Source organism: Tepidamorphus sp. 3E244, from assembly GCF_046159835.1.
Lineage (GTDB): Bacteria > Pseudomonadota > Alphaproteobacteria > Rhizobiales > Tepidamorphaceae > JACKJK01.
Window position 1 is genome coordinate 1,495,016 of record NZ_JBJXCY010000001.1, and the last position, 25,807, is coordinate 1,520,822.

The 25,807-nt window shown below is 62.0% G+C and carries 30 protein-coding genes; 14 read left to right on the forward strand and 16 right to left on the reverse strand.

Annotation, left to right across the window (positions count from 1 at the left end; genetic code table 11):
* Window positions 1–11: 11 nt before the first annotated feature.
* The 4 genes from ACKTEK_RS07045 to ACKTEK_RS07060 are packed head-to-tail and all read right to left on the reverse strand — an operon-like array spanning window position 12 to window position 3,007.
* The gene (locus tag ACKTEK_RS07045; RefSeq protein WP_409164522.1) at window positions 12–779 is read right to left on the reverse strand and encodes an SDR family NAD(P)-dependent oxidoreductase; all 768 of its coding nucleotides are present in this window, start codon (window positions 777–779) and stop codon (window positions 12–14) included.
* Window positions 776–1,441 carry a ChrR family anti-sigma-E factor gene (locus ACKTEK_RS07050; protein WP_409164523.1) on the reverse strand — a complete coding sequence of 222 codons (666 nt, stop codon included), beginning with the start codon at window positions 1,439–1,441 and terminating at the stop codon, window positions 776–778. The genes ACKTEK_RS07045 and ACKTEK_RS07050 overlap by 4 nt, the downstream gene beginning before the upstream one ends.
* Window positions 1,438–2,043 carry a sigma-70 family RNA polymerase sigma factor gene (locus ACKTEK_RS07055; protein ID WP_409164524.1) on the reverse strand — a complete coding sequence of 202 codons (606 nt, stop codon included), beginning with the start codon at window positions 2,041–2,043 and terminating at the stop codon, window positions 1,438–1,440. Before ACKTEK_RS07055 ends, ACKTEK_RS07050 begins: the two co-directional genes overlap by 4 nt.
* 43 nt (window positions 2,044–2,086) lie before the next feature.
* Window positions 2,087–3,007, reverse strand: a complete 921-nt coding sequence (locus tag ACKTEK_RS07060; protein WP_409164525.1) for a diacylglycerol/lipid kinase family protein — start codon at window positions 3,005–3,007, stop codon at window positions 2,087–2,089.
* A gap of 158 nt (window positions 3,008–3,165) precedes the next feature.
* Here ACKTEK_RS07060 and ACKTEK_RS07065 point away from each other — a divergent pair, with 158 nt between their 5' ends.
* Window positions 3,166–3,345: a PLDc N-terminal domain-containing protein gene (locus tag ACKTEK_RS07065; RefSeq protein ID WP_409164905.1), complete on the forward strand. Its 180-nt coding sequence runs from the start codon at window positions 3,166–3,168 to the stop codon at window positions 3,343–3,345.
* A 9-nt stretch (window positions 3,346–3,354) separates the two neighbouring features.
* Here ACKTEK_RS07065 and ACKTEK_RS07070 read toward each other — a convergent pair whose 3' ends face one another.
* The 6 genes from ACKTEK_RS07070 to ACKTEK_RS07095 all read right to left on the reverse strand — a co-directional run bounded on the left by ACKTEK_RS07070 (window position 3,355) and on the right by ACKTEK_RS07095 (window position 9,451).
* Window positions 3,355–4,449 (reverse strand): DUF1513 domain-containing protein, encoded by a 1,095-nt coding sequence (locus ACKTEK_RS07070; RefSeq protein ID WP_409164526.1) that lies wholly within the window; start codon window positions 4,447–4,449, stop codon window positions 3,355–3,357.
* On the reverse strand, window positions 4,449–5,528 hold the full coding sequence (locus ACKTEK_RS07075) for an imelysin family protein (RefSeq protein ID WP_409164527.1): 1,080 nt from the start codon (window positions 5,526–5,528) through the stop codon (window positions 4,449–4,451). Before ACKTEK_RS07075 ends, ACKTEK_RS07070 begins: the two co-directional genes overlap by 1 nt.
* The gene (locus ACKTEK_RS07080) at window positions 5,529–7,073 is read right to left on the reverse strand and encodes a di-heme oxidoredictase family protein (protein WP_409164528.1); all 1,545 of its coding nucleotides are present in this window, start codon (window positions 7,071–7,073) and stop codon (window positions 5,529–5,531) included.
* Window positions 7,074–7,095: 22 nt separating this feature from the next.
* Window positions 7,096–8,355: an imelysin family protein gene (locus tag ACKTEK_RS07085; RefSeq protein WP_409164529.1), complete on the reverse strand. Its 1,260-nt coding sequence runs from the start codon at window positions 8,353–8,355 to the stop codon at window positions 7,096–7,098.
* Window positions 8,356–8,437: 82 nt separating this feature from the next.
* Window positions 8,438–8,938, reverse strand: a complete 501-nt coding sequence (locus ACKTEK_RS07090) for a hypothetical protein (RefSeq protein ID WP_409164530.1) — start codon at window positions 8,936–8,938, stop codon at window positions 8,438–8,440.
* Window positions 8,939–9,253: 315 nt separating this feature from the next.
* Window positions 9,254–9,451, reverse strand: coding sequence for a CsbD family protein (locus ACKTEK_RS07095; RefSeq protein WP_409164531.1), 198 nt, complete (start codon window positions 9,449–9,451; stop codon window positions 9,254–9,256).
* A gap of 603 nt (window positions 9,452–10,054) precedes the next feature.
* Between ACKTEK_RS07095 and ACKTEK_RS07100 the strand changes: the two genes are divergently transcribed.
* The 4 genes from ACKTEK_RS07100 to ACKTEK_RS07115 all read left to right on the forward strand — a co-directional run bounded on the left by ACKTEK_RS07100 (window position 10,055) and on the right by ACKTEK_RS07115 (window position 12,305).
* Complete coding sequence (locus tag ACKTEK_RS07100) at window positions 10,055–11,086, forward strand: PRC-barrel domain-containing protein (protein ID WP_409164532.1); 1,032 nt, start codon at window positions 10,055–10,057, stop codon at window positions 11,084–11,086.
* 132 nt (window positions 11,087–11,218) lie between these two features.
* Window positions 11,219–11,572: a YqjD family protein gene (locus tag ACKTEK_RS07105; RefSeq protein WP_409164533.1), complete on the forward strand. Its 354-nt coding sequence runs from the start codon at window positions 11,219–11,221 to the stop codon at window positions 11,570–11,572.
* Between the two features lie 12 nt (window positions 11,573–11,584).
* Window positions 11,585–12,013, forward strand: a complete 429-nt coding sequence (locus ACKTEK_RS07110) for a hypothetical protein (RefSeq protein ID WP_409164534.1) — start codon at window positions 11,585–11,587, stop codon at window positions 12,011–12,013.
* Between the two features lie 85 nt (window positions 12,014–12,098).
* Window positions 12,099–12,305, forward strand: a complete 207-nt coding sequence (locus ACKTEK_RS07115; protein ID WP_409164535.1) for a hypothetical protein — start codon at window positions 12,099–12,101, stop codon at window positions 12,303–12,305.
* A gap of 49 nt (window positions 12,306–12,354) precedes the next feature.
* Here the strand turns inward: ACKTEK_RS07115 and ACKTEK_RS07120 are convergent, their stop codons facing one another.
* The 3 genes from ACKTEK_RS07120 to ACKTEK_RS07130 form a co-directional block, all read right to left on the reverse strand.
* The gene (locus ACKTEK_RS07120; protein ID WP_409164536.1) at window positions 12,355–13,104 is read right to left on the reverse strand and encodes a Crp/Fnr family transcriptional regulator; all 750 of its coding nucleotides are present in this window, start codon (window positions 13,102–13,104) and stop codon (window positions 12,355–12,357) included.
* Between the two features lie 98 nt (window positions 13,105–13,202).
* The gene (locus ACKTEK_RS07125) at window positions 13,203–13,766 is read right to left on the reverse strand and encodes an RNA polymerase sigma factor (protein ID WP_409164537.1); all 564 of its coding nucleotides are present in this window, start codon (window positions 13,764–13,766) and stop codon (window positions 13,203–13,205) included.
* Window positions 13,756–13,953: a NepR family anti-sigma factor gene (locus ACKTEK_RS07130; RefSeq protein WP_409164538.1), complete on the reverse strand. Its 198-nt coding sequence runs from the start codon at window positions 13,951–13,953 to the stop codon at window positions 13,756–13,758. The genes ACKTEK_RS07125 and ACKTEK_RS07130 overlap by 11 nt, the downstream gene beginning before the upstream one ends.
* A 162-nt stretch (window positions 13,954–14,115) precedes the next feature.
* Between ACKTEK_RS07130 and ACKTEK_RS07135 the strand changes: the two genes are divergently transcribed.
* The 8 genes from ACKTEK_RS07135 (at window position 14,116) to ACKTEK_RS07170 (ending at window position 20,754) form a co-directional block, all read left to right on the forward strand.
* A complete protein-coding gene (locus tag ACKTEK_RS07135) occupies window positions 14,116–14,910 on the forward strand; it encodes a response regulator (protein ID WP_409164539.1) in 795 nt (264 codons plus the stop codon).
* A gap of 78 nt (window positions 14,911–14,988) precedes the next feature.
* Window positions 14,989–15,153: a DUF1328 domain-containing protein gene (locus ACKTEK_RS07140; protein ID WP_409164540.1), complete on the forward strand. Its 165-nt coding sequence runs from the start codon at window positions 14,989–14,991 to the stop codon at window positions 15,151–15,153.
* 228 nt (window positions 15,154–15,381) lie between these two features.
* On the forward strand, window positions 15,382–16,287 hold the full coding sequence (locus ACKTEK_RS07145) for a sensor histidine kinase (RefSeq protein WP_409164541.1): 906 nt from the start codon (window positions 15,382–15,384) through the stop codon (window positions 16,285–16,287).
* A 349-nt stretch (window positions 16,288–16,636) separates the two neighbouring features.
* Window positions 16,637–18,259, forward strand: a complete 1,623-nt coding sequence (locus ACKTEK_RS07150; protein ID WP_409164542.1) for a CHASE domain-containing protein — start codon at window positions 16,637–16,639, stop codon at window positions 18,257–18,259.
* Window positions 18,260–18,398: 139 nt separating this feature from the next.
* Window positions 18,399–19,421 (forward strand): AI-2E family transporter, encoded by a 1,023-nt coding sequence (locus tag ACKTEK_RS07155; protein ID WP_409164543.1) that lies wholly within the window; start codon window positions 18,399–18,401, stop codon window positions 19,419–19,421.
* A 131-nt stretch (window positions 19,422–19,552) separates the two neighbouring features.
* Window positions 19,553–19,711 (forward strand): DUF3309 family protein, encoded by a 159-nt coding sequence (locus ACKTEK_RS07160; protein ID WP_409164544.1) that lies wholly within the window; start codon window positions 19,553–19,555, stop codon window positions 19,709–19,711.
* A gap of 26 nt (window positions 19,712–19,737) precedes the next feature.
* Window positions 19,738–20,235 (forward strand): hypothetical protein, encoded by a 498-nt coding sequence (locus ACKTEK_RS07165; RefSeq protein WP_409164545.1) that lies wholly within the window; start codon window positions 19,738–19,740, stop codon window positions 20,233–20,235.
* A 90-nt stretch (window positions 20,236–20,325) separates the two neighbouring features.
* Window positions 20,326–20,754 carry a hypothetical protein gene (locus ACKTEK_RS07170; protein WP_409164546.1) on the forward strand — a complete coding sequence of 143 codons (429 nt, stop codon included), beginning with the start codon at window positions 20,326–20,328 and terminating at the stop codon, window positions 20,752–20,754.
* Window positions 20,755–21,135: 381 nt separating this feature from the next.
* Here the strand turns inward: ACKTEK_RS07170 and ACKTEK_RS07175 are convergent, their stop codons facing one another.
* Genes ACKTEK_RS07175 through paoA form a run of 3 tightly spaced genes read right to left on the reverse strand, consistent with a single transcriptional unit; the run spans window position 21,136 to window position 24,882 of the window.
* Window positions 21,136–23,319: a molybdopterin cofactor-binding domain-containing protein gene (locus ACKTEK_RS07175; RefSeq protein WP_409164547.1), complete on the reverse strand. Its 2,184-nt coding sequence runs from the start codon at window positions 23,317–23,319 to the stop codon at window positions 21,136–21,138.
* A 4-nt stretch (window positions 23,320–23,323) separates the two neighbouring features.
* Complete coding sequence (locus tag ACKTEK_RS07180) at window positions 23,324–24,274, reverse strand: FAD binding domain-containing protein (RefSeq protein ID WP_409164548.1); 951 nt, start codon at window positions 24,272–24,274, stop codon at window positions 23,324–23,326.
* Window positions 24,271–24,882: an aldehyde dehydrogenase iron-sulfur subunit PaoA gene (gene paoA, locus ACKTEK_RS07185; RefSeq protein WP_409164549.1), complete on the reverse strand. Its 612-nt coding sequence runs from the start codon at window positions 24,880–24,882 to the stop codon at window positions 24,271–24,273. The genes ACKTEK_RS07180 and paoA overlap by 4 nt, the downstream gene beginning before the upstream one ends.
* A 402-nt stretch (window positions 24,883–25,284) precedes the next feature.
* Here paoA and ACKTEK_RS07190 point away from each other — a divergent pair, with 402 nt between their 5' ends.
* A complete protein-coding gene (locus ACKTEK_RS07190; RefSeq protein ID WP_409164550.1) occupies window positions 25,285–25,572 on the forward strand; it encodes a hypothetical protein in 288 nt (95 codons plus the stop codon).
* Window positions 25,573–25,807: the final 235 nt, after the last annotated feature.

Here is a 25,807-nt window from a genome sequence, read left to right on the forward strand (position 1 = left end):
AGACCGGCTGGCTAGGCGCTGCGTTCTTCGACCATGAAGCGGCGCAGGACCCAGAAATAGACCGGGTCGGGCAGGGCACGCAGCAGCTTCATCGCCATCGCGAACAGGCAGGGGAAGGTAATCTCGAACTTGCCCTTCGCCACGCCTGCCATGATCTCGCGCGCCGCACGCTCTGCCGAAACCATGCCGGGCATCGGAAACGGGTTGTCCGCCGTCATCGGCGTGTCGACGAAGCCGGGATTGACCACGCTCACCCTGATTCCGAATTGGTGCAGCTCGGCGTTCAGCGTTTCGGCAAGGTTGATGAGTGCTGCCTTCGTCGGCCCGTACGCACCGGATTTCGGAAGGCCGCGATAACCTGCCACCGAGGCGACGATCACGATATGGCCTTCGCCGCGCGCACGCATCGCGGGAAGCAAAGCCAAGACGGCCTGGTAGACACCCAGAACGTTGATCTCCAGAGCCTGCCGCGCCTGATCCACGGTCAGGTCTATCACGTCCGTCATGTGCCAGACGGCGGCACACAGGATCGCAACGTCGATCTCGCCGACACCGTCGCGGATACCGGCGACGGTTTCGAGCACCTTGTCGTTGTCGGTCACATCGAGCGGGTAGGGGTGCAGCCTCGCCGCCGCCTCCGCGATGTCGCGCAGCTTGTCTTCGCTGCGCGCGGAAATCGCGACGCGGTTGCCGTCGCGCGCATAGCGTTGCGCCAGCTCCAGGCCGATCCCGGAACTGGCGCCAACAATCCAGATTGTCTTGTCGGTGAGCTTGCTCATACCCCGAAGATCGGCTGCAGCAGCCGCATCAGCAGGCCGCGGAAGCGCGTCGGGGCTTCGGTCGCCACGAGGCAGATGCAGGGTGCATCCTGCTCCACGACCGGCTCGTGCTCGACATGCTCGTCGAGGTCGGCGATGTCGCCGGCGGCAAACCGCCCGAACTCGTCGCGATATGCGCCGCTGAGGATCAGGGTCATTTCATCACCGCCGTGACCATGTTCGGGCATGGCGCGGCCGGGACCGATACTGAGCATGTAGAGCCGCGACTTGCCGTCAGTGTCGAGCGCAATGTCGTGCTTGCGTACGCCCGGTGCGATCGTCTTCCACGCAATGCCGTCCAGCGACTTGCCGACGTGGCGCGCAAGCGGTGCGGGGACATCGGACCCCGGATCGCGTGCGACGCGTCCGGAGATGCGAATGGCGTCATCGTCATTGACCGTCGCGAGCCTGTTCATCAGCGCGTCGAATGAACCGGGTTCGACACTGGTCGGCTCGCAACGCTCCATCAGCTCACCGCCCATGTCTTCGGCGGCGCGCACAGCGTTGCGGCACGTATCGCACATGGTGAGATGTGAACTGACGACGATGGCGAACGCCTCGTCCAGATCGCCTGCGGCATAGCGCAGGACGGTCGCGTCATCGAGATGATGCGAAACACTCATTGCAGCACCTCCAGTTTGCTGCGCAGCTTTGAATAGGCGAGCCGCATGCGCGACTTCACGGTGCCGAGCGGGAGCGTCAGTTTCTCTGCGATCTCGCTTTGAGGCATGTCCTCGACGAAGGCCATTTCCATGATCTGCTTCTGCTCGGGCGGCAGATCATCGAGCGCTGCCGCGATCAGTTCGGCGCGCTGGCTGGCAAAGGCCTCGTCCTCGCCGTCGGCTGCTTCCGACGGCAACTCGATATCGTCTATATCGACGTAAGGCCGCGACGAGGCACGCCGCAGCCGGTCAATTCGCGCGTTACGCGCAATGGTGAAAATCCACGTGCTGGCGGCACCGGCCTGGGGGTTGTAGAGCCCGACCTTGCGCCAGACCGTCATCATGACGTCCTGCATCAAATCCTCGGCGAGTGCGGCATCTGCACCTGACTTCAAAAGCCAGGCCTTGATCCGCGGCGCGAAATGTTCAAACAGCTCGCGAAACGCCTGCCGGTCGGCCGTTTCGGCCACGCGCGACAGCAAATCGCGATGGTACGCAACGAGGTTGATATCCCTTCCGTCGCTCTTCATCGCCACATTGCTGCCCGTGATCATCATGCGCATCGCGAACCCTCCGCGCCTCATACGGGCCGAGTGTTCGATTGGATCAGGTGTCTGCCGCAGTTGATTGCTGCGGCACGAGAACCTTCAACTCGCCGGGATGCGACTTGATGGTGATCTCTCTTGGAAGGTCATAAAGCTCGCCGTCCCGGACGCATTTTGCCCGCCGCGACGCGCGTAAGACCTTCACGTCCACCTGTTGATGCGCCGTCTCCTCCAGAATCCCGTTTTCCGCCCACGCACCCATGAACACATCGGCTGCGAGCGAAACGCTGTCGCTGACGCTCAGCGGAGGAGCAAGGTAGAGTCCGAGTTCGCCACCGTCCACCTTGTCGGCATAGGGAAGATGGCCTTCGCCGTACCGGTTGTTGGCGCAGGCCAACACGGAAAGCGTTCTGCTGAACGGTTGAGCGTTGTCCGGCGTGATCTCGACTGTGAAACGAGGAGCCTGTGTCACCGCGTCGAATGCGCCGCGCACGCTGGCGAAAATCTTGCTGGCGCGCGAGGAGTAGGGATAGGCCTTGCGCGATTCGACCATCTTGGAATGCAGGCCGACCGAGAACTGGTGGACGAAGGCATCGCCGTTGACCGTGGCGATATCGGCATCGACCACGCGTCCCGCGGCCACCGCCTCCACCGCTTCGTGGATATCGAGCGGGATCTGGAGGGTGCGGGCGAACAGGTTCATCGTGCCGGCCGGAATGACCGCGAGCACCTTGCCGCACTTCCACAAGGTGCCGGCGGCGGTGGAAATGGAACCGTCTCCGCCGCAGACGCTGACGCATTCCCACTCCGGGTCCTTGCAGGCCGCGTCGAGCGCGTCCGTCAGCGTCTTGCCTTCGATGATGTCGACGTCGGGGTCGTGGCCGGACTTGCGGAACGCCTCGGCGGCGAACCGGGCATACTCGTTCACATCTTCCGTGCGCAGCGACCCTGCCTCACGGTTGAGAATGACTTTCACGCGCATGTCGCAACGGTCCCCAAGGTGGAATTGTACCGGCACGCTAGATTGTTGCGGCCTGCCTTGGAACGTTTCACGCGCATTTAAGTTTCCCATCCGCGCGGCTTTACTGCCATTATCGGGAGGCCGCAGAGGCAACAACCTAATCTGGGGGACCAATCGTGATCGACGTTCAAGTGGGTGGCCTGCTCGGCCTGATCATTCTCGCACTCGACATCTATGCCATCGTGAAAATCGTCGGCTCCGGCGCATCGACCGGCTCCAAGGTACTTTGGATCCTGATAATCCTGTTCCTGCCGCTGCTGGGCCTGATCCTGTGGTACCTGTTCGGACCCAAGGGCTGACGCAGCCGCTCAACCCTGCCGGGTGAGCGCGGCGATGTGATTGTCCCAGGCCAGCGCGTCGAACGGGCGCGCCGTGCCCGTGTCTACGTGCATGATGCCGGCACCATCGCTTGCCAGAAATCCGGAATGCTCGGGCGCAAGTCCGCAGACATCTGCAATCGACCGGCGGGAGACGATCCCGCCGGTCTTGCTGTCCCAGACATAGAGAACGCCGCCGCGCGGGCTGCTCATGGCGATGCGCTCGCCATCGGCGCTGGCTGCGACCGACCCGACATAGTTGTCGAAGGCCTGCCAGTCCGCGTTGTCGACGTCACAGAACCGGATGTCCTGGCCGCGCGCATGGAAGCCGGCCAGTGGCGGCCCATCCAGCGGTGATCCCTCGAACTGCCCTCCGAACCAGATACGACCCTGCGCGTCCTCCGCGATATGGCGAATGGAAAGCTGGTGAAAGTCTTTGGGGAGGGACACCTGCTCCACGATCTCGCCGCTGGCGATATCGAGATAGGCGAGCGAGGGCGTCATCGTCGGGATGTTCAGCTTCTGGCGCGGAAAATCCGGATGCGTGAGGATGCCGCCATTGGCGATCGCGACCGTGCGCTGGTCGCGCATCAGCAGCACTTCGTGCGGACCGATCCCAGCCGTCTCCACCTCGCCGATCCGCCGGTAGCCGTTCGCCACGTCGTAAAGGCCCATGACGCCGCGCTCGCCGTCGAAATCGTTTTCCGAGGCAAACAGCAGCGCGCCATCGCGGGTGAAGAATCCGTGGCCCATGAAATGCCGGTCGGCCGGCGGCTCGAACGCGGCGACACGGCGCTGCGCCTTCAGATCCAGCACAATCGCGAAGCGCCCCGGACGGCGGGCGAAGACAACGGCTTTCGTCCCGTCGGGCGAGAACGCGGAGTCGTGCCCGCGCGCATCAAGGTCTTCGGTGAACAGCAGCCGGGCGTCCTCATCGAGGACGGCCGCCGCGAATGTCCCGTCGCCCTTGCGGCAGCAGGCGACAAAGTGCGTCTGGCTGGACGTGTCGGCAAATGCGGTGAGGGGCAGGGCGCCGGTAGCCGCCAGCCCGAGGATCACGCTGCGCCGATCAGGGCCTTGTGCCATCAGTCGCCGTCCATCGAGTTGAATCCGAGCACGAGGGCGAGTGCCGCCGGATAACGGTCGGACAGAACAGTGACCGCGCCGCCAAGCGGGATCAGTGTGTAGGTGAGTTCCTTGTGGTGCTCGGGGCTTTCCACCAGCGCTACCCAGCTGTCGCCCGTTTCGTCGAGTTCGCGCAGCACGTGGGTCGCCGACCTGATTTCGAACGCCAGCGCGTTGGCGACCTCGCCGTCGTCGGTGCCCAGAAGCGGATTGAAATGCCCTTCGAACAGCGCGGCAACGGCTTCAAGATTGGCGATGAGCGAGGGGACCGTCTCGTTCGAACGCCAGAACGGCGCGCGCTTGGCGTGCGACGCGTCCGGGCTTTCTTCGATCACCGCCTGCAGCTTCAGGTCGCGCACCATCTGCACCTGTTCGCGAGCGGCCTGGATGATCGCCTGCAGGACTTCCGCGTCGTCGCGGAAAAGCGGGTTCTCCGGGCCGGGGTTCAGCATCAGCTTGCGGTATCCGTCCGGGTCCCGCCAGTCCGACAGGATATTGCCGGCAATTACGTGCAGCGACTGCGCGACCGCGCTGACATAGCCACAGACATAGCTGCCTTCGGCGAGCAGTCGCTTCTCGTAGGGGCCAAACAGCAGGAAATCGAGCGCCGGCAGCCCTTGGACGGCGACGCTTTGCTCGTAGAGCGTCTTCGGGTCGAGAGCGGCCGGTTCCTTTGCGCCGACGAAACCCTGCACCTGCCGCAGACCGCGGCCCTTCCTGTCCGGCCAGAAGAAGATGCGCTCGAAGCGGTAATCCTCGCGCGCCGGCCCGAAGCGGATCATCTCCACGCGCGACCACGCATCGACGGTCGCGGCGAACTGGTCGCGCAGCGCCGAAAGGCTGTCTGGCGAGGGGCCTTGGCAATGTGCGCCGGCTGCCTCCGCTAGCGTGCCGGTTGCAGCGTCGAACGCGGCATAGCGTGTGACGATTTCCGTCTCGATGACATCCTCGACGACAGCCAGACGCTCGGGCGTCTGCGCGAGACAAGCCGTCGCGGCGAGCACGAGCGCGGCAAGGCCAAGGATCGGTCGCATCAGCATCTACAGGGACTCCAGGAAACGGATGAGGTCGTCGCGCTCGGCCTTCGACATCTCGGTTACACGGTCCCGCGCGGATTGCGCTTCGCCGCCGTGCCACAGGATCGCCTCCAGCAGATTTCGCGCGCGCCCGTCATGCAGAAAGTATGTGTGGCCGTTCACGGTTTCGGTCAGCCCGATGCCCCACAGCGGCGGCGTGCGCCACTCGTTGCCGGTCGCATCGCCCACGGGGCGGCCATCGGCAAGCCCTTCGCCCATGTCGTGCAGCAGAAAATCGGAGTAGGGCCAGATCAGCTGGAAACGATGTTCTTTCTGCGCCGTCTTGCGGCTGGTGACGAATTTCGGTCGGTGGCAGCTGGCGCAACCCGCCTCGTAGAACAGCTTCTTGCCGCGCAGAACCTGCGGATCGTCCACGTCACGGCGAACCGGAACGGCGAGGTTCCTCGCGTAGAAGACGACGAGGTCGAGCACCGGGTCAGGCGCTTCGCTGTCGCCTAGGTTCGTCTGGATGCCGGTCGGCATCGCGAGGCATTCATGCTGGTTCTCGGTGCAGTCGCCGTAAGGCGCCGGGATATCCGGCGAGGAAATGCCGATATCGCCCGAAAAGGCTTCCGCCGACTGGGCCCGGATTGACGGGTTGCTCGCTTTCCACCCGAACAGGCCGAGTACCGGCTCACGTGTTTCCGGGTCGCGAACCCAGCTCGCCTTGCCGGAGATCCCGTCACCGTCCGCGTCATTCGGGTCCTCGCCTGAAAGAATGTCCGCCGGGTGGATCGCCTCGACGAGACCGAGGCCGATCATCTGGTTGGCGACGCGCGGCGACAGCATCACGTCGGGGTCCATCGGACCGAAGCCCAGATCGGTGACGGAGTAGGTCGGCTTGCGCAGGTTGATCTGCGTCCCGTCGCCAAGCGTGATCGGCATGTCCGCGTAGTCGATCTTCATCAGACCTTCGGCCTTGAGGCCCGGAACCGCGAAATCCTGCAGCTGGCCGCCATAGGTCGGCTCTTCGATGCGCAATTGGGTCTTGTCGGCGAGCAGCGCCTTTTCGTACGCGGTCCGTGCCGGCACCGAGAGCCGCAGGAACATGGACGTCGCGCTGTCTTCCGGCGTCTCCGGCGGGTGGCCGCGCCCGTCCTTCAGGTGGCATCGCTGGCAGGAGCGCGCGTTATAGAGCGGGCCGAGACCATCGGAGGCCTGGGTGGAGGAGGGGGAAGAAACCCAGAGCTTCTTGAACAGGCCGTTGCCGACCTTGAAATCCTGCTCGCCCTCGTTGGTGAGGTTTGCAAGCGACTGGGAAAAGGCATCGCGGTTGGGTGTCGCGGTGGATGTCGTGGCACCTGCGCTCATCGCCTCGAAGGGTTCCGGCTTGGAGAAGTCCGAGGCAGGTGCCGTTACGGCGTCGACGCGCGCCCGGTCCTTGTCGTTCAGGTCGTCACGCATCCGCACATCGCCGGCGTTTGCACCGGCGAAGGTGAGAAGAACCGAAACGATGATGCCGGCGGGCCAGGAGAGGCGACCCGCCGGCGGCGTTCTAGAGAGTGTCATTCAGTTCACTGGTTCAGGTGTCTCACTGAAACACGGCGTTGGGGTTGTCGAGGCTGTCGGAGCCTTCAAGCTCAATGGAGCCGAGGTCAAGAGCTGCGACTGCACGCTCGATGGACCGAGTCTGCGCGACGAGGCCATCAATCGCAGCCTGGACGGTCGCGTTGCCCTCATCGTTGCCCTGACCGATCATCTGGTCGTAGGCCTCGCCACCCTCGGCGCGGTCCTTCATGGCCTGCATGGCATCCATTGTCGCATCAAGGCTCTTGCGAACCTCTTCATCCAGCGCGGCTTCCTTGGCAACGACAAGACCGGAAAGAGACGGACCGGAAACCGTGCTGCCATCAACGCGCTTGTACTCGCCCTGATACACGTTGCGCACGCCAAGGGCATCGTAATAGTGCGAATTGTGCGTGTTGTCGGAGAAGCAGTCATGCTCTTCCTCCGGATCGTGCAGCAGCAGGCCAAGCTTCATGCGCTCGCCGGCCAGTTCGCCGTAGGAGAGCGAACCCATGCCGGTGAAGATCGCGGTCAGCCCGGCTGCCGGATCTTCGGTCACCGCGGCACGGGCCTCGCCACCTTCGCCCCAGCTTTCGACCATCTCTTCGAGGTCGGAAATCAGCAGTTCGGACGCAGCCTTGAGATACTGCGCGCGGCGTTCGCAATTGCCGCCGGTGCAGTTGGCCGGGTCGAAATCGGTTGCAGGACGCGCGCCTGCGCCCGCGTCGTTGCCGTTCAGGTCCTGGCCCCAGAGTAGGAACTCGATGGCGTGGTAACCCGTCGCGACGTTGGCTTCGACGTCCTCGGCTTCGTGCAGCGTCTCGGCCAGAAGCTCCGGCGTGATCTGCGACACGTCAACGCTCTCGCCGTTCAGCGTGATCTGCTCGTTGGCGATCACGTTGGTGGTGTAGAGGCCGTTTTCGTCCGACTGCGAACCATAGGAGGCATCGACGTAATCGATCAGGCCTTCATCCAGCGGCCAGGCATTCACCTTGCCCTCCCAGTCATCCACGATCGGGTTGCCGAACCGGTAGACCTCGGTCTGCTGGTAGGGAACGCGGGCCGCGAGCCATGCGGCGCGGGCGGCATCCAGCGTCTCTTCGCTGGGGGAGGCGATCAGCTTGCCGATTGCCCCGTCGAGCGCCTTCGCGGTGATCAGCGAGTCTTCGTATCCGGCATGGGCAATGTCGGCATAGGTCTCGACGACCTCTGCGGGCGTCTGCGCCGCGGCGGGCAGCGCGATCAGGCAAGCAAGGCCTGCGGCTGCGAGTGTCAAAGGCTTCATGGTGGCTCCTTCCGAGTTCAAGGTTCGTGGGAGTTTGGTTGTCAGCGCACCGCCCTTTGCACGGCACGCCAATGCGATTGGGTCAGTGGTACTGCACCTGCTGCGGGCGACCTGCGATCTCGTCGATCACGTGGGCCGGGACCGGCATCAGTGTCTGGCCGAACTTGTCGAGGGTGGCGGCATAGCGCCGGGCGGCTTCCTCGATCTCGCCCGCACGGTCGCACCCGCCGAGGCAGGTGATGCAGTTGCCGCGCGTCAGCGTGTCGCCATGCTGGCAAGCCGAGATGAGGGCTGCGGCCAGGCATTCCTCGCGACACATGCGTTTTGCGCCAAAGGGGAAGCTTCGCAGCGGGCAACCGGCACAGACACGAAGCGACCGCACGAAGCACGAGAGGTCGGCAATGGCACGGCGGCCGTCCACAGCGCCGAGTTCCTGGGAATAAAACGTCCAGGCCAGTTCCCACGGGTCGATGGAACCGGTGTCATATCCGGCGACCCAATGGCGATAGCCCTCGACGACGAGCCGTTCCGGCGTCCGGTCGAGGTAGGATTCGCGGTTTCCGCTCGGGAGTTTGAATTTCATCGCAGCAGACCTCTCGCCCCGGCGGACACCGGCGCGTGAAAACGGTCTACCGCGCAGCCCGCATGGCGGGCGCACGACGAAAAGGCACACATGGGAACCTCCAACAGCCCGGGTTCAAGGCCCGGATGAGATGGCTCATTTCAGGATACAAAATCCGCGGGGACGATAAAAAGCGACAAAATCACCGTCAATCATTATGTTTTGGAACGATTCCAGAAAACTTGACTCTACGCGTCAATTTGCCGGGATTGACCCATAAAAAAACCGGCCCCGTTGCGGGGGCCGGCTCCTCTCTGAGGGGAGAGTTGGTCGTGCTTAGATCTTCTCCATCCAGGAGTCGACTTCCTTCTCGGCTTCTTCCTGCGTCTTGCCGTAGCGCTCCTGCAGGCGGCCTTCGAGTTCCTTGCGGCGACCGGAAATCACGTCCATGTCGTCGTTGGTGAGCTTTCCCCACTGCTGCTGGGCCTTGCCCTTGAACTGCTCCCAGTTTCCTTCGACCTGATTCCAATTCATGACATCTTCCTTTCGGGGTTTCACTTCGGGGGTCTTGTTGTTCAGGGGGCGCGGTGTGCTGTGCGCTCCATGGGAAGGGAAACGCGAAATCGGGTTTGCTGGTTCCTGTAAAAAAGTCGTCCCTGCGATCACAAATTCGCGGAACCAAATCGCCTGGTCAGGGGTTGATGCGTCCATAATCACACGCGCCCATCGCGGGCACGTCCTGACCATGAAGGGCCGAGCGACCCCCCGATCGCGACAGCCTGACGCCAACACCAGGAGCGACATCATGAAGGGTATTCTCATGTGGCTGATCGGTATTCCGATCCCGATCATCATTCTTCTGTATCTTTTCGTTTTTTAGAATTGCAGCCGCTTCGGCAAGACCTCCAGTCAGCCGCGCAATGCCACCGAACAGTCATTGAAGGCGCTCCTCACCGAGCGCCTTTTTTGTTTATTCGTCACTTTAATCAAATCCCAAAAATATTTGATATTTTTCGTGATTTCACGGAACCAATATGTCACCCACGCATTGTCGCTGCTGTTAACGGACGCGGCCAACGCCCCCTCGTTGGAACAGCGTTTCGAGCCACAACAAACACGGACAAGGAGACCCCGACCATGTTCCGCAAGCTTCTTACAACGACAGCCCTTTCGGTTGTGATGGCCACCGGTGCCTATGCTCAGAGCACCGCCCCCAGCAACGAAGACATGCAGGCTCAGGAGTCTGGCAAGACGAACCAGACGATGACCGACACCCAGGCGACCGACAACAAGGCCGCGATGAATTCCGAGCAGTATGTCAATGCGAATGCTGACGACATGCTCGCCAGCAACGTCATCGGTTCTGCCGTCTACAATGGCTCCGGCGAAGATGCCGAGACCGTTGGCGACGTCAACGATCTAGTGATCGGCGCAGAAGGCGACATCGAAGCCTACGTGATCGGCGTCGGCGGCTTCCTTGGCCTCGGCGAGAAGAACGTCGCCGTGAGCTTTGACAATGTCGAGCACTTCACGAAGGACGGTGAGACCCGACTGATCGTGGCTGCTTCGAAGGAAGAACTGGAGCAGGCTCCCGAGTATGAGCTCCAGGTGAGCGATGCCAGCCGCGAGAGCGCCGACAATATGGCCTCCAGCGACACCAGCTCCGTAAATGAGTCCACTGCCGTCTATGACGAGCAGAAGTCCACCGACGAAGCGACCGCTGACCGTGCGGACGCCGCCGAGCAGCCGCAGCAGGACACCGTTCGCGAAGAAACCGCTGAGCTGAATGCACCGGCGATGAATCGTGACGAAGCAGCCAAGGCGTCTGGTGCCGAAGAAGAGCGCATGCAGATCGCCACTGGCGAGCTGAGCACGGACCAGCTGATCGGTGCCACCGTCTACGGTGCAGACCAGCAGTCGGTTGGTGAGATCGGCGAGATCATCGTCGACTCCAACGACAACATCGAAGCGTTCGTGATCGACGTTGGTGGTTTCCTGGGCATTGGCGAAAAGGCGGTTGCCGTCGACCCCAACTCTCTGAAGATCATGGCCAATGCGGATGGCGACATCCAGATCCAGTCTTCCTTCACCGAGGAACAGCTGGAAGGCCAGAACGAGTACACGCGTGAAGCGTGGGACAGCGACCGTGAATCGGTGATCGTGCGCTAATCAGCCACCACTGAATTCCGAAATCAGGGCGCCGGCCGCGAGGCCGGCGTCCTTTTTTGTATGATTTGCCGAGGGAAACTGGAACCTTAATGCGCAACCTGCGTTGGTCAGCCAACAATGGAGGTACTTTTCATGGCAACATCGACAACCACCACCCCGAAAACCGCCAGCACCAACGGCCGCCCCGGCAACAAGGCTGGAAGCGACGATCTCGAGCGCCAGGTCGAGCAGCTGCGCGGCGACATCCAGTCCCTTGCGCAGACGATCGGCTCGATCACCTCGGACCAGATCACCCGCTACCAGGCCAAGGCCGCTAGCGCCAAGCGCGACGTCGTCAACTCATCGACGGAAGCACTGGAAAGCCTCCAGGGACAGATCAAGGTTTATGAGCAGTCGCTGACCTCGCAGGTTCGCGAAAAGCCGCTGCAGGCCATCGGCATTGCCGCCGGTGTCGGCTTCCTGCTCGCCATGTTCACGCGCCGATAAGGCGTGCGCGCAATGAACAGCGCAATACCGATGCTTGCCAGTGCGCTCACGACCGACATCAAGACGGCCGTGCGGCGCACTCGGCGCAATGTCCTCATATACACCGTCGCTCTTGTCGCCCTGATCACGGCCTACGCCGCCGCGGTGGTAGGGGCCGGCATCTTTGCCGCACAGGAGTGGGGTGGATTGGCCGCCGCCTGGCTGATAGCAGCCATTGCGTTGGCAACCGCGATCCTGCTTGTCGGAATCGTGGCCCTGCTGAACCGGCTGGAAAAGCGCAAGCGCAAGGTGTCGGCTGGCGGGCAGCGACTCTTGGCCCTCACGGCCATTTCGCTGGCTCCGGCGCTGATCCGCTCGCGTTCCATCCTGTTGATCGGTGGCGCGCTGGCGGCAGGCTTTGCGGCCAACTACGCGATGAACAACCATGATTCCACTGAGTAGGACATGAGTAGGACAGGGGAGGTTGCCGCGATCCCGTCGCGGCCCCATCTCCAACTCAGCTGGCAACAATGAAAAGGAATGCCTCATGAGCACCGAACCCAAATACGACGCAGAGACCAAGGCGCTGATCGAGGAATACTGGAATGCGCGTCAGGAAATGCGCGCTGCGACCGAAAGCCCGATGGTTGAATCCTCGGAGCCCGGCGACCGCATGCAGGCGATCGCGGACAAGCTTTCCGCTCGTGGTGTCGACCTCGAAACGCTTGAGGAGGAGGGCGCCAGCACGCTGTAACGCGTCCCGGCTCCAACTGCCTGTCTAAACGACCTGATGCCGCGCCTTCCTAGATGAAGGGGCGGCATTCTTCTGTCAGGCCTTCCCATTTTGCGATGTCGAAAAGACCTTCGATATTGACGACCTCGCAGCCACGATCCAGCCAGCGAATGAAACCGCGCGCGGCCAGCTTCTTCAGCGTCTTGTTGGTGTGGACCACCGACAGGCCCAGGGTATCGGCCACGTGCTGCTGGGTGATGGGGAGGCGGACATCACCATTGAGCAGTCCGACGGACATGGCCTTCTGGTGGATCAGTGCCAGCAGGTATGCGGCACGTTCCAGCGCCGTGCGCCGGCCGATCGAAAGAAGGTTCTCATCCAGGATGCGTTCTTCGCGCGAGGCGATCCACGTCAGGTCGTAGCCAAGATCCGGGTGTTTGGAGAACAGTTCGCGCGTGCGGTCACGCTCGAAAACGCAAAGCCGCATGTTCGAGAGCGCCTCGACAGAATGCTGCATCTCGCCCATGAGCGTGCCTTGCAGTCCGATGAGATCACCCGGCATGACGTAGTTGAGGATCTGGCGGCGCCCGTCTTCCAGCGTCTTGTAGCGGAAGCCCCAGCCCGTCAGGACCGTGAACAGGTGCGCACTGTGCGACCCCTCCACGAGCACCGTTGAACCGGGATCGACAGACAGCTCGCCGGTCTTGAAGGACCGGACGAATTCGAGCTCGGATTTGGTGAACGCGCGAAACTCTGAGCGGTCGCGCAACGGGCAGTTTTCGCAAGAATACGTGGAACTGCTCTTCGCCTTGTCTGCCAACTCACTGACCCCTGATGAAAAAATGCCTCCCCGGCAATCGCCGAGGAGGATACGGGGATCAACAAATTTTCTCTATAGGCAGCGTGAAAAAACGCGGATCAGGAGAGAAATGCCCGCCCTGTTACGGCGGCCGAATTTCCATCCGGGCCATAGTCGGCGTGGCCCGAGATCTGCAGAATGTCCTGGAGCCGCGAGCGCGCGCGGTTCACGCGGCTCTTGATCGTGCCCACGGCGCACTCGCAGATTTCGGCAGCTTCCTCGTACGAAAAGCCCGAAGCGCCAATCAGGATGATGGCTTCGCGCTGGTCGCTCGGCAGTTGATCGAGCGCCTTCTGGAAGTCCTGCAGATCGACCGAGCCGTCCTGCGGGGCGTGGACGGCCATCGACAGCGTCCCGTCGGCATCAGAGACCTCACGGCCTCGCTTGCGCATCCGGCTGTAGAACTCGTTGCGCAGGATCGTGAACAGCCAGGCACGCATGTTGGTGCCCATCTGGAACGATTCCTGTTTCGCCCAGGCCTTCATGATCGCGTCCTGAACGAGATCGTCCGCACGGTCATGCGTGCCGGCAAGCGACATGGCGAAGGCGCGCAGGTTGGGTATGTGCTGGAGAAGCTCGGTCTTGAACCCGAGAGATTCAGCAGGCGTGCGCTCAGCTGTCATCGTCAGCGCTCCAACCCTTGGCAGACTGTTCAGCCTGATCGAGCTTGTCGAGCAGCTCGATGAAGCGCGGCGGAACCGGCTCTTCTTCAAGGGAGGAATAGAACGCTCGCAGTTTTCGCGCGATCTCGTTGTTCGGATCGAACCCGGATCTGCCTCCGGAATCCTTGTCGCTGGTAGGATCAATCATAACTCACCCGAATTGACGCTCATTTAAAGGGTGCCAACGTCCGTGACGCAAACTGGTTCCATTTCGTCGGAACTTTTTTTCAACCCGCGCGTTGAAGCGTTGCCGAAAAGAACTATACCCGCAGCGAGCAACAGATTCGCTCGGAGTTTCAAGGGGTACATAATGTCACTATCCGCCCGTATCGCAACGCATCTCGCGTTTCTTCGTCGCTATGCCCGTGCGGTGGCAGGCTCGCAGACATCGGGAGATGCGTATGTCGCGGCGACACTCGAAGCCCTCATTGCAGACGTGTCCGCGTTTCCTGAAGCCTCGAGCGACCGCGTCGCACTCTTCAAACTTTTCACGATGCTGTTCGGTTCCACGACCGTCGATCTGCCTGAAGCGGAATCGCCGTTTGCGTGGGAGCAGCGCGCCCAGGCCAACCTCCAGACAATCTCTCCGCGCGCCAGGCAGGCCTTCCTGCTCGTCTCGATCGAAGGGTTCACGTCAGCCGAGGCCGCCGAAATTCTCGGTACAGACAGCGAGGAATTTTCCGAGCTGATCGACCAGGCCGCCGGCGACATTTCCCGCCAGATCGCGACCGAGGTCATGATCATCGAGGACGAACCGCTGATCGCCATGGATATCGAGGAGATGGTGTCGAGCCTTGGCCACTCCATCACCGGCATCGCGCGCACGCACAAGGAAGCCACCAAGCTGTTCGCGGAAAAGACCCCCGGTCTCATCCTCGCCGACATTCAATTGGCGGATGGCAGTTCGGGCATCGAAGCTGTGAACGACATCCTGAAGGTGAGCTCGATCCCGGTCATCTTCATCACGGCGTTCCCGGAGCGCCTGCTGACGGGCGAGCGGCCCGAGCCGGCGTTCATTGTCACCAAGCCGTTCAACCCGGACATGGTGAAGGCGCTCATCAGCCAGGCTCTCTTCTTCCGCGATGTCGCTACGGAAGCTGCCTGAAAATTTATCGCGCAGAACTCCGGAACAATTCCCGCATGACCGGCATTTGTATGGCATCAGCAACGAAGGAGACATGCAATGCTGTACTATGCTCTGGTATTTCTGGTGATCGCCATCATTGCGGGTGCTCTAGGCTTCGGCGGAGTTGCAGGCGCGTCGGCGGGTATCGCCCAGCTTCTGTTCTACGTCTTCCTGGGACTGCTCGCGATCTCTCTCATCTTTGGTCTGTTCCGCAGGGCCTGATGCCCCGCGCGACTGAAGACAGTTAGAGGCAACTGACATGGGCGTCGCTTTTGGCGGCGCCCATTCACTTGATTAAGGTACTGCCTGCATCACATGAGTTGGCAGGCGAACAGTTAGAGGTCGCAATTGACGGCTGGAGGCGGAAATCCCATCTGGCAATCGTCTGGAGACAGCCGATTTGCAGATGCCAGCAATTTGCTGGAAGCGCTCTATAGCGCCAGGGTATCCGTGATTATCAGCGACCTCGAAGGCGCCGTTCACCTCATCGTCAATCTCCCCGACTGCTGGGACATGCCGGACGCCGATACCGCCACCATGGCAGCGATCTTCGGTGAAGCGACGGCCGCGCGGATCGGCGATGTTGTCGACAGCGCATCCCAGTCCCAGTCCGTTCGCCAGCGCCAGTTCGACGTCGTGCGCGGCGACAGGAATTTTGAACTCACCATCATCGCCGATACCGACGCCGAGATGCTGCGTGTCATCATCAAGGACGTGACGGAGTCCCGGCGCAGGGAACGGCTGCTGCGCAGCCTCCTGATGGAAGTGTCACACCGCTCCAAGAACCTCTTGGCCATCATCCAGAGCATCGCCAGCCAGACCGCGCGGCGCTCGACGGATATCGAGACGTTCCTCAACAAGTTCCGCGGGCGTCTGTTCTCCATGGCCCGGTCGCAGGATCTGGTGACGGATACCAACTGGAGCGGCGTCGACTTCAATTCGCTCGCACGCAGCCAGTTGCGCCTCTACACCAATGACGGAGAGGCCAATATCGAGATTGATGGCGAGAACGTGCAGCTATCACCGAACGAGAGCCTGCACATCGGCCTGGCGCTGCACGAGTTGATCGTGAATTCCGCCACCTATGGCGCTCTCGCCGGCGTCTCTCCCAGCATTTCATTGAGCTGCAACCGCTACACCGAGAGCGGGACGCCGATGATCGAGATCATCTGGCACGAAGACATATCGGGCGCGACCGACGAGGCAGGGGAACAGCCTGCCATCGAGCGCCGGTTCGGCAGCAGCGTGCTGGAGGCAGCCGTACCCACTGCGGTTGGTGGCAACGCCACATTCTCGATCAGCGATTCCCAGGTGAACTACCAGCTACGCTTTCCGGAGAATGCCGAAGCGGCGTAAACGCTGGGCGCGCTGGGGTGCACGCAGCATTTTCTCCGGCGGTACGTCTGCGATGATTTTTCAGGAGGGCAAAAACCAAAATGCACGACACTGCCGGGGTAAACAGTGTCGTGCGTTGGCATGGGGACTTGCCATTTGGTGCAATTGCAGAGCGTCGGGGGGGTGGGGTGGGTCCCTGCAAATTAACGACTGGTAAACGGACCTATTCCCCGAAGGTTCCCCTGCGTTTGAAATTTTTTTGCAAAAAAGTTCGACCAATCGATATACGAGCAGAAAACCGCCGGAGTTCGTTGTTTTTCATCTCCTCCATCGTGCTCTCTGACGCACAAAGTTCCGGAACAAGACCGACTTGAACAGATTTCTGCCAGCGATCGTTTTCGTGGTGACCACCGGCATCGGGCTTGCGATGAGTGCGATGGTCTACCAGTCGGTTGCCGACTCCTCTCAGTCGCGCTTTTCACGCATAGCGGTGGAAACGGCCGGAAGCGTCAAACTGCGCGTCGAGCAGCATATTTCTCTGCTGCGCGCGACGAATTCCTTCTTTGAGGCATCGTCGGATGCCATCGACCGCTACGAGTTCCGCACATTCGTGGAAGGTCTGGATACCGAGCGCACATACGATGGCATCCAGGGCATCGGCTTTGCCAAGTTGATATCGACCGGGACCGAGTTGGTCGCCGAGCAGCAGATGCGCCGCGATTACGACCTGACCCGCGAAATCTGGCCCGTGACCGATCAACCGGTCCGCACCGCAATCGCGCTGCTGGAACCTGCCAACGCCCGTAACCGCACGGCCATCGGCTACGACATGTTCGCCGACGAGGTCCGCCGCGAGGCGATGATCCGGGCGTTCAAGTCCGGCGAGCCGGCAGCATCCGGTCCGGTGGAGCTGGTGCAGGAGATCACCACAAACAAGCAGGTCGGGTTTCTGGTCTATCTCTACCGGGGACCGAAGGAAGACCTGGCGCTTGCCGCGCGGGAAGGTGGCTTCGGCACCGGCTTTGTCTATGCACCGTTCCGTGCCGGCGACCTTCATTCGGCCGCCTTGATGCGAACGGCGGAACTGCCTGTCGTGCTTGAATCGTTCGACGTGACGGATGGGGCAGAGGTCGCGCTGTACCGCAGCCCCGGCCACGACGACGACATGGTCGAAGGCGGCGAACGGTCCGAGATCGTGCTGGATGTTGCCGGTCGCAAGTGGAAATTTGTCGTCTCGGCCACAAACCAGTTCCGCGAGCCGTATTTCGAGTACATCTCGCCGATCCTTGCGGGCCTGACGATCCTGCTGGCCGGCGCGTTGGCGGCTACCACCCACGCGCAGTTCAAGTCGATCCGTGCCGCGCAGGAACTCAACCGCGTCAGCAACACGGCTCTTCAGCAGAAGGAGTTGATGCTGGGCGAGATGAAGCACCGCATCAAGAACTCGATCGCGCGCATCATGGCCATCGCGCGCCAGGCCGCGAACGGTGCTGAATCACTCGATGAATTCAAGGACTCCTTCTCCGCCCGGCTCCAGGCCATGGCAACGGCGCAGGATGCGCTGACGCGCTCGCACTGGGAGCGCGCCGACCTGCGTGAACTGCTGCTAGCCGAGCTCAAGCAGGTCTTTGGCGAAACGATGAAGAATTACGAGCTCGTCGGCCCACCTGTGAACGTCAATGAGAAGGCGGCGCAGTCGCTCGGTCTCACGTTCCACGAACTCGCCACCAACGCGCTGAAATACGGCCTGGAGAATGCCGACGATGGAATCGCGATTTCGTGGTCATTCAACAAGCAGTCCAAGGGCCGTGTGTTTACGCTGCTTTGGCGCGAGAAGGCTGGTACACTGCCGCCGGAACCTGACCGTGTCGGGTTCGGCACGCGGCTGATGCGAGCCAGCGTTGGCGGGGAGCTTGGCGGGACGTTTGATCGGACGCTTGATGAGCACGGACTGACGGTCCGCATCGAAGTGCCCGCGAAGAACCTGACGTAGCCGCTGGCAACCGGCTGAACCGGAACCAACAACCCGGGAAGACGTTGATATCGGCACCTCGGGGAGATCCATGAGACACGAACGCAACCCAGTTCAGTATGTCGGGTCTTTCCGCCATCAGCCCAGCATCGATTCCGTCATGACATTTTCATCCCGCGTCGCGCTCATCGCGACGGGGCTGATCGTGGTCATCGCGGCAGCGTATTACGCGCGGATGCTGCTGGCGCCGATTACGCTGGCCATCGTCATCGGGTTGATGTTCGGCCCGGTGGCTGACCGCATCGAGCGGTTCGGAATCTCCTCGCATTTCTCCGCGATCGTCGTCCTGTTGGCTTTCATCCTCATCCTGGCGATCGCGCTGACGTCCGTCGTCCTGCCGATTTCGATCTGGATCGACCGATTGCCCCTGATTTGGCAGAACATTCGCTCGATCATGGCGGAGTACAACGGCATCATCGAGAGCTTCTCGCAGATGCAGGACGGTATGCGGGAGATCATGGGGTCGGACGAGTCCATGCGCGTGGCGGTGGACGATGAATCGCCGGTCTCTCAGGTCGCTTGGCTTGCTCCGACAATCCTCGCGCAGATCCTGCTGTTCCTTGCCAGCCTCTATTTCTTTGTCGTGGCCCGCAATGACGTGCGGGCAGCAATCCTCAGCATCTGCGTGAACAGGCGGCTGCGCTGGCGCATCGCCCGCGTCTTCCGCGATGTCGAGCATCTCGTGTCGCGGTACCTGCTGTCCATCACGGCCATCAATGTCGGTCTGGGCATTGCTGTCGGGCTTGCCATGTGGGCTGCCGGCGTGCCGTCGCCGTACCTGTGGGGCCTGCTGGCTGCCTGCCTCAACTACGCGATCTATGTCGGGCCGGCGGTCATGGCCGTCATCATGCTCGGCGTCGGGCTTGCGACTTATTCCGGGGGGGCTGTGCTGTTGCCGGTCGCGGTCTACCTGTCGATCAATATGATCGAGGCGCAGTTCGTGACACCCTTGGTTGTTGGCCGCTCGCTGACGATCAACCCGTTCCTGGTGTTTCTGGCCCTGGCTTTCTGGCTGTGGCTCTGGGGTCCGGTGGGTGGCTTCATTGCAGTTCCCATGTCGTTGATCTTCGTGGTGATTTTGCGGAATCTGCTCCCCCAAAGGCCCTCTCAGCCAGCACGCTGAATCCCGTCCCGACAGGGTGCCCGGGAACTCTTTCCAGTCATCGACGTTATTAATGCACCAGACCGGACATGGTCTGGGCACGTTCAAACTTACTCGGTTTCGACCGGGTCCAGACTACGAAAGAGAACGCCATGTCCCTCGGCACCATTCTGATCATCATCCTCATCCTGCTTCTCATCGGCGCGCTTCCGGCGTGGCCCTACAGCCGTTCCTGGGGTGCTGGCCCCGGCGGTATCGTCGGCGTGATCCTCGTGGTCGTGATCATCCTGTTCCTCTTGGGCCACATCTGATCCGGGTTCTGACCAGGGAGAAAACAATGCTCAAGAAAATCACAGCCCCCATCTGTCTCTGCGTGTTCATGACCGTGCCTGGCCTCGCCATGGCTCAGTCCGGTTGCGAAATGGAAGCCAAGCAATTGCTCCAGGAAGCGACCGCCGAACAGGAGCAGGTGGTGGACGAAAAGGGCGAAGTCGTCGTCAAGATGAAGAACGGCGAAGAGACCGATCTCTCCGAAGAGCAACAGCCGGCTGAACCGCGCGAAAACTGGTTTGGCAACAACCCGGCCAATGAAGCAGCCGTCGAAACGCTGGAAAACGCCATCGATCTTGCCGAACAGGGCAAGGAGAAGGAGTGCAGCGAGATGCTTGCCGATGCCAAGGACATGCTGTCCGAGGAAGCGGCGGAAGAGAGCGTCGAAGGTGACATGGCGAAGTCCGAAGAAAACGGCATGTCCAACGACGACTCGACGTCCTCGACGGGTGGCGCCGCCACCATGTCACAGGAAAGCAACACCACAGGCAAAACAACGAACTGACACAATTCGCCGCCGGAACGTCACAGTTTCGGCGGCACCCCTCCGGAGTATGCATCTCAACAGGGATTCCAGCCCCCCATGGAGCTTCCAATGAAGATCGACACCAAAGCACCGATGACTTTCCCGATCGTTCTCGCAATCTTCGCGGTTGCGCTTGCCGTCCCCGCCATTGCCACCGGCAATTCGGGCGACGGGAGCCTGGTTTCCGCACTCGCGCCGCACGGCGCAGAAGGCAAGACCGACCGTCGTATCGTGACCAAGCAGATGCCGGCGTCCGCAGCCGCGACCCACGTTGAAGTTGTGGGCAATTTCGGCGGCGAACAGCCTGAGATCGTCCTACTCGGCCCCGATGGCACCGAGATCTACCGCAACGATCCGGCCAATAATCTCACCATCGTGGCGCGTGATGCGATCATCCCCTCGATCACCGTTCGTGACGATGCAGACGCGACAGCACAGCTTCTCGTCGTTGCAGCGGAGAATCCGACGGGTGCAAATCCGGCTCTCGACATCGACTAACAGACGCGATGGCTGCCCCTCGGGGGAGACGGCAGCCACAGCAACCAGGTTCAGAGAAGCCGCCGTGTCGTCACGGCGGCTTCTTTGCATTTGGGGCAGCTGAATGCCAGGCCGCAGGCTTGGATGCTCATCGCAAAGCGACAGCCACGCTGAAGCCTGCGAAAGTTGATAGCGGCGTCACACGCGGGGCGCGTGCCAGCGTCCGCGCTGATCTGAGGCTGCTTAAGGCCTCTGCCGTCGCCTCCAGCTGTTGCTGATCCGTTGAAGAGGAAATACAGGCCACTGAGGTTTCCAACCGGAGTCGACCACAGCCCCCGCATGAAAAAAGCCGCAGGCGGGTACCACCTGCGGCTTTCATGTCCTGCACGTGGGCAGGCGAGGTCAGATCGTCGGCAACTGATCGATCATGCGCTCTAGGGTGACGGGGTATTGGCGCACCCGGATGCCCGTTGCGTTGTAGGCGGCGTTGGCGATTGCGGCGGCGACGCCGCAGATGCCCAGTTCACCGACGCCCTTGGCCTTCAGCGGTGTGGCCACGCCATCGACCGTGTCGAGGAAGTGAACTTCCTGGTCGGGAATGTCGGCGTGGACGGCAACCTCATAGCTGGCAAGATCGTGGTTGGCGAAGAAGCCGCGTCCCGTGTCGATGGTCAGATCTTCCGACAGGGCAGCGCCGATACCCATCACCATGCCGCCCAGCACCTGGCTGCGCGCCGTCTTGGGATTGAGGATGCGTCCCGCGTCGCAGACGGCCAGCATGCGGCGCAACCGCGTCTCGCCGGTGCCGACATGGACGCCAACCTCGACGAAATGCGCGCCGAAGGTCGCCATCTTGTAGTCTTCGGTCTGGAAATCACCGAACTTCATGGTGTCTTCAGCGGTGACGTCGCCGTCGATGTCTGCCAGCGCGGTCACGTCATTCCCGGCGACGACATTGCCATCGCGGAAGTCAGGGTTTTCAACGCCCAACTGCTCAGCGATCTGGTCCCGCAGCTTCACGCAGGCGGCATAGACGCCCGCCGTGGAGCTGCCGGCACCGAACTGGCCACCGGAACCGGACGAGACCGGCGAATTGGAATCGCCGAGCTTCACGTCAACGTCTTCAAGCGGCAGCCCGAGCATCTCGGCTGCGGTCTGCGCAATGATCGTGTAGGAGCCGGTGCCGATATCTGTCATGTCCGTCTCGATCGTCAGCTTGCCGCCGGACAGGGTGGCGCGTGCACCGGACTTCATCGTCATGTTCCCGCGATAGGCACCAGCCACGCCGTGGCCAATCAGCCACTGGCCATCGCGGCGCGTTCCCGGCTTGGCATTGCGGGCAGACCAGTCGAAGCGCTTGACGCCTTCGCGCAGGCACTCGACGAAGTGACGGTCGGAAAACGGAACAGATGGGTCGCTCGGGTTGACCTGCGTGTCGTTGAGGATGCGGAACTCGACAGGATCGAGGCCGAGCTTCTCGGCCATCTCGTCCATGGCGATCTCCAGCGCCATCAGGCCGGAGGCTTCACCAGGAGCGCGCATGTCGGAGGATTCCGGCAAGTGCATCTCGATCAGGTGATTGCGGGTCAGCAGGTTCGGGCTGCCATAGAATTCCGACGTCGGCGCAATGGGCGTTTCGCCCTTGCCGCCGGGCAGCGCATGGGCGGCGGCTTCATGGGAGATGGCCGTCAGCTTGCCGTCCTTCGTGGCGCCCAGCCGAATGTGCTGGATCGTGCGCGATCGATGCGTCGCGTTATTCATGATGAGCGGGCGGGGCAGGGCGACCTTGACCGGCTTGCCGGTAGCTCGTGACCCCAGCGCCGCGACGACCGCGTCAGCACGCAGCCACAGTTTGCCGCCGAAGCCGCCACCAATATAGGGACTGTCGACGCGCACCTTGTCGACATCGAGCTTGAAGGTCTGGGCCAGCGACTTGCGCGTCCAGTTCACCATCTGGGTCGACGTCCACACCGTCAGGGTCTTTCCATCGGACCAGTCGGCGATGGAGGCCTGCGGCTCCATCTGGGCATGGGAGTGCGACGGGGTGTGATAGACGGCATCGAGTGATACCTCGGCGTCCGCAAACGCCTTGTCGAAGTCGCCGACATCCGTATCGGCTTCGCCGCTGCCGTCCTTCTGCTCGAAGGCCGAGGCGAGGTCGAAGTCTTCATCGGTCTCCTCGTCGTAATCGACCTCAATGAGGTTGGCCGCCGCGCGGGCCTGTTCGAACGTGTCGGCCACAGCAACCGCAATGACCTGATGGTAGTGGACGATCTCCGCGCCACCGAACAGGGGAGCGACGTTGAGCTTTGCCTTGCCGAGATCGGGTTCGTCGAGCGCAGTGATGACGACGTGCACGCCTGGCGCAGACTTCGCGGCATCGACGCGGATCGCCGTGATCTTGCCCTTGGCGATCGTCGCGCCCAACGGATAACCCACCAGGTGATCGGCGACCACGTCGTTGCGCTCGTAGGCGTAGGGCGCGGTGCCGGTGACCTTCAGCGGTCCCTCGACGCGCGAATGAGGCTTGCCGACGATGCGGGCATCGTCGAACAGGTTCGATCCTGCCGGTTCGTTGAATTCCATGATGTCAGTCCTTTGCCAGCATCGCGGCAAGCGTGCGCTCGGCCAGCGTGATCTTGAATGCGTTTTCAGGGGTCGGCCGCGCTTCGTCGAAGAGTTTCGCGGCGACAGCGGACGCACCGTTCGGCAGCTCGGCGTCGGCTTCATCCATCCGCCACGGCTTCGGCGCGACACCGCCCATGGCGACGCGGCCCGTGCCGTCTTCCTGCAGGATCAGCGCCACGGAGACGAGCGCGAAGGCATACGACGCGCGGTCGCGCACCTTCTGGTAGGCCTGGCGCCCGCCAGCGGGCGGGGGGAGGGTGACGGCTGTGATGATCTCGCCCGGCGCAAGCGCGGACTCGATATGCGGCGTGTCGCCCGGCAGCTTGTGAAAGTCCGCCAGCGGAATGATGCGCTCATTGCCATCGGCGTCGAGCGATTCGACAACCGCATCGAGCACGCGCATGGCAACCGCCATGTCGGAAGGATGCGTCGCGATACAGTGGTCCGACGTACCGACGACGCCGAGCTGCCGCGTGACGGCGCCCTTGTGAAGCGCCGCGCAGCCAGCACCCGGCTCGCGCTTGTTGCACGGCATGGCCGGATCGAAGAAATACGGGCAGCGGGTTCGCTGCAGCAGGTTACCCGCCGTGCTCGCCTTGTTGCGAAGTTGACCGGAGGCACCGGCCACCAGTGCACGCGTCAGCACGGGGTAGTCGCGACGGATGCGCTGGTCGGCGGCAAGCGCGGTGTTGGAGACAAGCGCGCCGATGCGCAATCCGCCATCGCCGGTCCGCTCGATTGAGTCCAACCCGGTGCCGTTGACGTCGATGAGGTGCATCGGCGTCTCGATCTCGTGCTTCATCAGGTCCAGCAGGTTGGTGCCGCCGGCAATGAACTTCGCGCCGTCTACCTGCGTGGCGCGGGCTGCGGCCTCGGCGGCATCGCCTGCCTTTTCGTAGGAGAACGCCTTCATGCCTCGGACCCCGCGCTGTCCTTGATGGCCGCCAGGATGTTGGCATAGGCACCGCAGCGGCAGATGTTGCCGCTCATGCGCTCGCGGATTTCCGCGTCGCTCATGGCGATGCCGGCTTCCAGGTCGTCGGTCACGTGGCTCGGAATGCCCTCGGCAATCTCCTTGAGCACCGCCTTGCCGGAGCAGATCTGGCCTGGCGTGCAATAACCGCACTGGAAGGCATCATGCTCGACGAAGGCCGCCTGCATCGGGTGCAGGTCGTCCGGCGTGCCAAGTCCCTCGATGGTGGTGATCTCGTCGCCCTGGTGCATCACCGCAAGGCTCAGGCAGGCATTGATGCGCTCGTCGTTGACGAACACGGTGCAAGCTCCGCACTGGCCGTGATCGCAGCCCTTCTTGCTGCCGGTCAGGTAGAGATGCTCACGCAACGCGTCGAGCAGCGACGTGCGGTTGTCGAGCTGCAGCGTGTGGCTCGTGCCGTTGACCATGAACGTAACGCTGGAATCGTGGGCGCTGGATGCCCGGCGGGCGTGGCCGGATTCCGAGCGTTCACCGGTTTCGGGCGCACGGTCGGACGGGTGCGAATCCGTGTCGAGGGGAGGTGTCATGGACGCTCCTTGCGAGGGCGAAATAAGGCAGGGGTGTATCGTCGCAACGCAACTGCGGATGGAACGTTCCCCATGCCGCGCCTGCAGCCTGATTTTTCAGCAAACTGGCCAATTCGGGCTTCTTCTGTCCACCGGTGAACTGGGACGATTTTGCCGCTTTTCAAGCGTTTGGGCAGCAACGCGGCACGGGCGCCCAGGGCCTGCCTGCGTCATGGGGGTCAAGTGACTGAAATTTGGCGTCTCATTTGTGTAAAAGGTTCTTTCCCTGAGACCGCAAGCGCCTTAAAGACTCCGCATCACAACCCAACAAAACAATCGAAAGCCCCCAAAATGTCGACTGTTTCGTCCAAGAAACCTGCCGCGTCCAGCCGCGTCCGCGGACTGGTTGTCTCCAGCTTCGCCATGGCTGCGCTCGCGCTTGCTGCAATCTTTCCGGCCGGCAGCGCATTTGCCGATGACACGACCCCTGTCAGCCAGCGAGGCGGCCAGCAGTATTGCGTTTCCTGCTACGGGGAAACGAATGACATGACCTCGAAGCGCACCTGTTACGAAATCTCGGTCCCGACGCAGATTCACATGCGCGCGTTCGGCATCCGCCAGTGCACCGCGCTGAGCGGCAACCTCTGGTACAATTTCGCCGACGGTTCCTGCAAAGGGAAGCGCTACTGCAACAAGGTCATCAAGAAATAGGCAGGCCCGGATCACCTGCCAGACATGCCATCGACCTGTCGGATCGTTGACGGGGGTGGCAGAGGCGCTGGACGGCTCCGGTCTGCGTGTTAGTGGGTTCCCTGAGTTGGGCGACCGAACACGCCATCACCGATTGTGCGACCTCGTTCAGTTCTCGATCGGCCTCAGCTGGGGGCCAGCGTCTCGTCGTCCGCATCGACTACCGGCCGAACGACCAGGTCGATATTCACTTCTC

What these genes read in the sequence shown, in the direction of transcription:
- ACKTEK_RS07045 (WP_409164522.1), bottom strand. Translation starts at nt 779, where the DNA reads ATGAGCAAGCTCACCGACAAGACAATCTGGATTGTTGGCGCCAGTTCC.
- ACKTEK_RS07050 (WP_409164523.1), bottom strand. Translation starts at nt 1,441, where the DNA reads ATGAGTGTTTCGCATCATCTCGATGACGCGACCGTCCTGCGCTATGCC.
- ACKTEK_RS07055 (WP_409164524.1), bottom strand. Translation starts at nt 2,043, where the DNA reads ATGCGCATGATGATCACGGGCAGCAATGTGGCGATGAAGAGCGACGGA.
- ACKTEK_RS07060 (WP_409164525.1), bottom strand. Translation starts at nt 3,007, where the DNA reads ATGCGCGTGAAAGTCATTCTCAACCGTGAGGCAGGGTCGCTGCGCACG.
- ACKTEK_RS07070 (WP_409164526.1), bottom strand. Translation starts at nt 4,449, where the DNA reads ATGGCACAAGGCCCTGATCGGCGCAGCGTGATCCTCGGGCTGGCGGCT.
- ACKTEK_RS07075 (WP_409164527.1), bottom strand. Translation starts at nt 5,528, where the DNA reads ATGCTGATGCGACCGATCCTTGGCCTTGCCGCGCTCGTGCTCGCCGCG.
- ACKTEK_RS07080 (WP_409164528.1), bottom strand. Translation starts at nt 7,073, where the DNA reads ATGACACTCTCTAGAACGCCGCCGGCGGGTCGCCTCTCCTGGCCCGCC.
- ACKTEK_RS07085 (WP_409164529.1), bottom strand. Translation starts at nt 8,355, where the DNA reads ATGAAGCCTTTGACACTCGCAGCCGCAGGCCTTGCTTGCCTGATCGCG.
- ACKTEK_RS07090 (WP_409164530.1), bottom strand. Translation starts at nt 8,938, where the DNA reads ATGAAATTCAAACTCCCGAGCGGAAACCGCGAATCCTACCTCGACCGG.
- ACKTEK_RS07095 (WP_409164531.1), bottom strand. Translation starts at nt 9,451, where the DNA reads ATGAATTGGAATCAGGTCGAAGGAAACTGGGAGCAGTTCAAGGGCAAG.
- ACKTEK_RS07100 (WP_409164532.1), top strand. Translation starts at nt 10,055, where the DNA reads ATGTTCCGCAAGCTTCTTACAACGACAGCCCTTTCGGTTGTGATGGCC.
- ACKTEK_RS07105 (WP_409164533.1), top strand. Translation starts at nt 11,219, where the DNA reads ATGGCAACATCGACAACCACCACCCCGAAAACCGCCAGCACCAACGGC.
- ACKTEK_RS07110 (WP_409164534.1), top strand. Translation starts at nt 11,585, where the DNA reads ATGAACAGCGCAATACCGATGCTTGCCAGTGCGCTCACGACCGACATC.
- ACKTEK_RS07115 (WP_409164535.1), top strand. Translation starts at nt 12,099, where the DNA reads ATGAGCACCGAACCCAAATACGACGCAGAGACCAAGGCGCTGATCGAG.
- ACKTEK_RS07125 (WP_409164537.1), bottom strand. Translation starts at nt 13,766, where the DNA reads ATGACAGCTGAGCGCACGCCTGCTGAATCTCTCGGGTTCAAGACCGAG.
- ACKTEK_RS07130 (WP_409164538.1), bottom strand. Translation starts at nt 13,953, where the DNA reads ATGATTGATCCTACCAGCGACAAGGATTCCGGAGGCAGATCCGGGTTC.
- ACKTEK_RS07135 (WP_409164539.1), top strand. Translation starts at nt 14,116, where the DNA reads ATGTCACTATCCGCCCGTATCGCAACGCATCTCGCGTTTCTTCGTCGC.
- ACKTEK_RS07140 (WP_409164540.1), top strand. Translation starts at nt 14,989, where the DNA reads ATGCTGTACTATGCTCTGGTATTTCTGGTGATCGCCATCATTGCGGGT.
- ACKTEK_RS07155 (WP_409164543.1), top strand. Translation starts at nt 18,399, where the DNA reads ATGACATTTTCATCCCGCGTCGCGCTCATCGCGACGGGGCTGATCGTG.
- ACKTEK_RS07160 (WP_409164544.1), top strand. Translation starts at nt 19,553, where the DNA reads ATGTCCCTCGGCACCATTCTGATCATCATCCTCATCCTGCTTCTCATC.
- ACKTEK_RS07165 (WP_409164545.1), top strand. Translation starts at nt 19,738, where the DNA reads ATGCTCAAGAAAATCACAGCCCCCATCTGTCTCTGCGTGTTCATGACC.
- ACKTEK_RS07170 (WP_409164546.1), top strand. Translation starts at nt 20,326, where the DNA reads ATGAAGATCGACACCAAAGCACCGATGACTTTCCCGATCGTTCTCGCA.
- ACKTEK_RS07175 (WP_409164547.1), bottom strand. Translation starts at nt 23,319, where the DNA reads ATGGAATTCAACGAACCGGCAGGATCGAACCTGTTCGACGATGCCCGC.
- ACKTEK_RS07180 (WP_409164548.1), bottom strand. Translation starts at nt 24,274, where the DNA reads ATGAAGGCGTTCTCCTACGAAAAGGCAGGCGATGCCGCCGAGGCCGCA.
- paoA (WP_409164549.1), bottom strand. Translation starts at nt 24,882, where the DNA reads ATGACACCTCCCCTCGACACGGATTCGCACCCGTCCGACCGTGCGCCC.
- ACKTEK_RS07190 (WP_409164550.1), top strand. Translation starts at nt 25,285, where the DNA reads ATGGCTGCGCTCGCGCTTGCTGCAATCTTTCCGGCCGGCAGCGCATTT.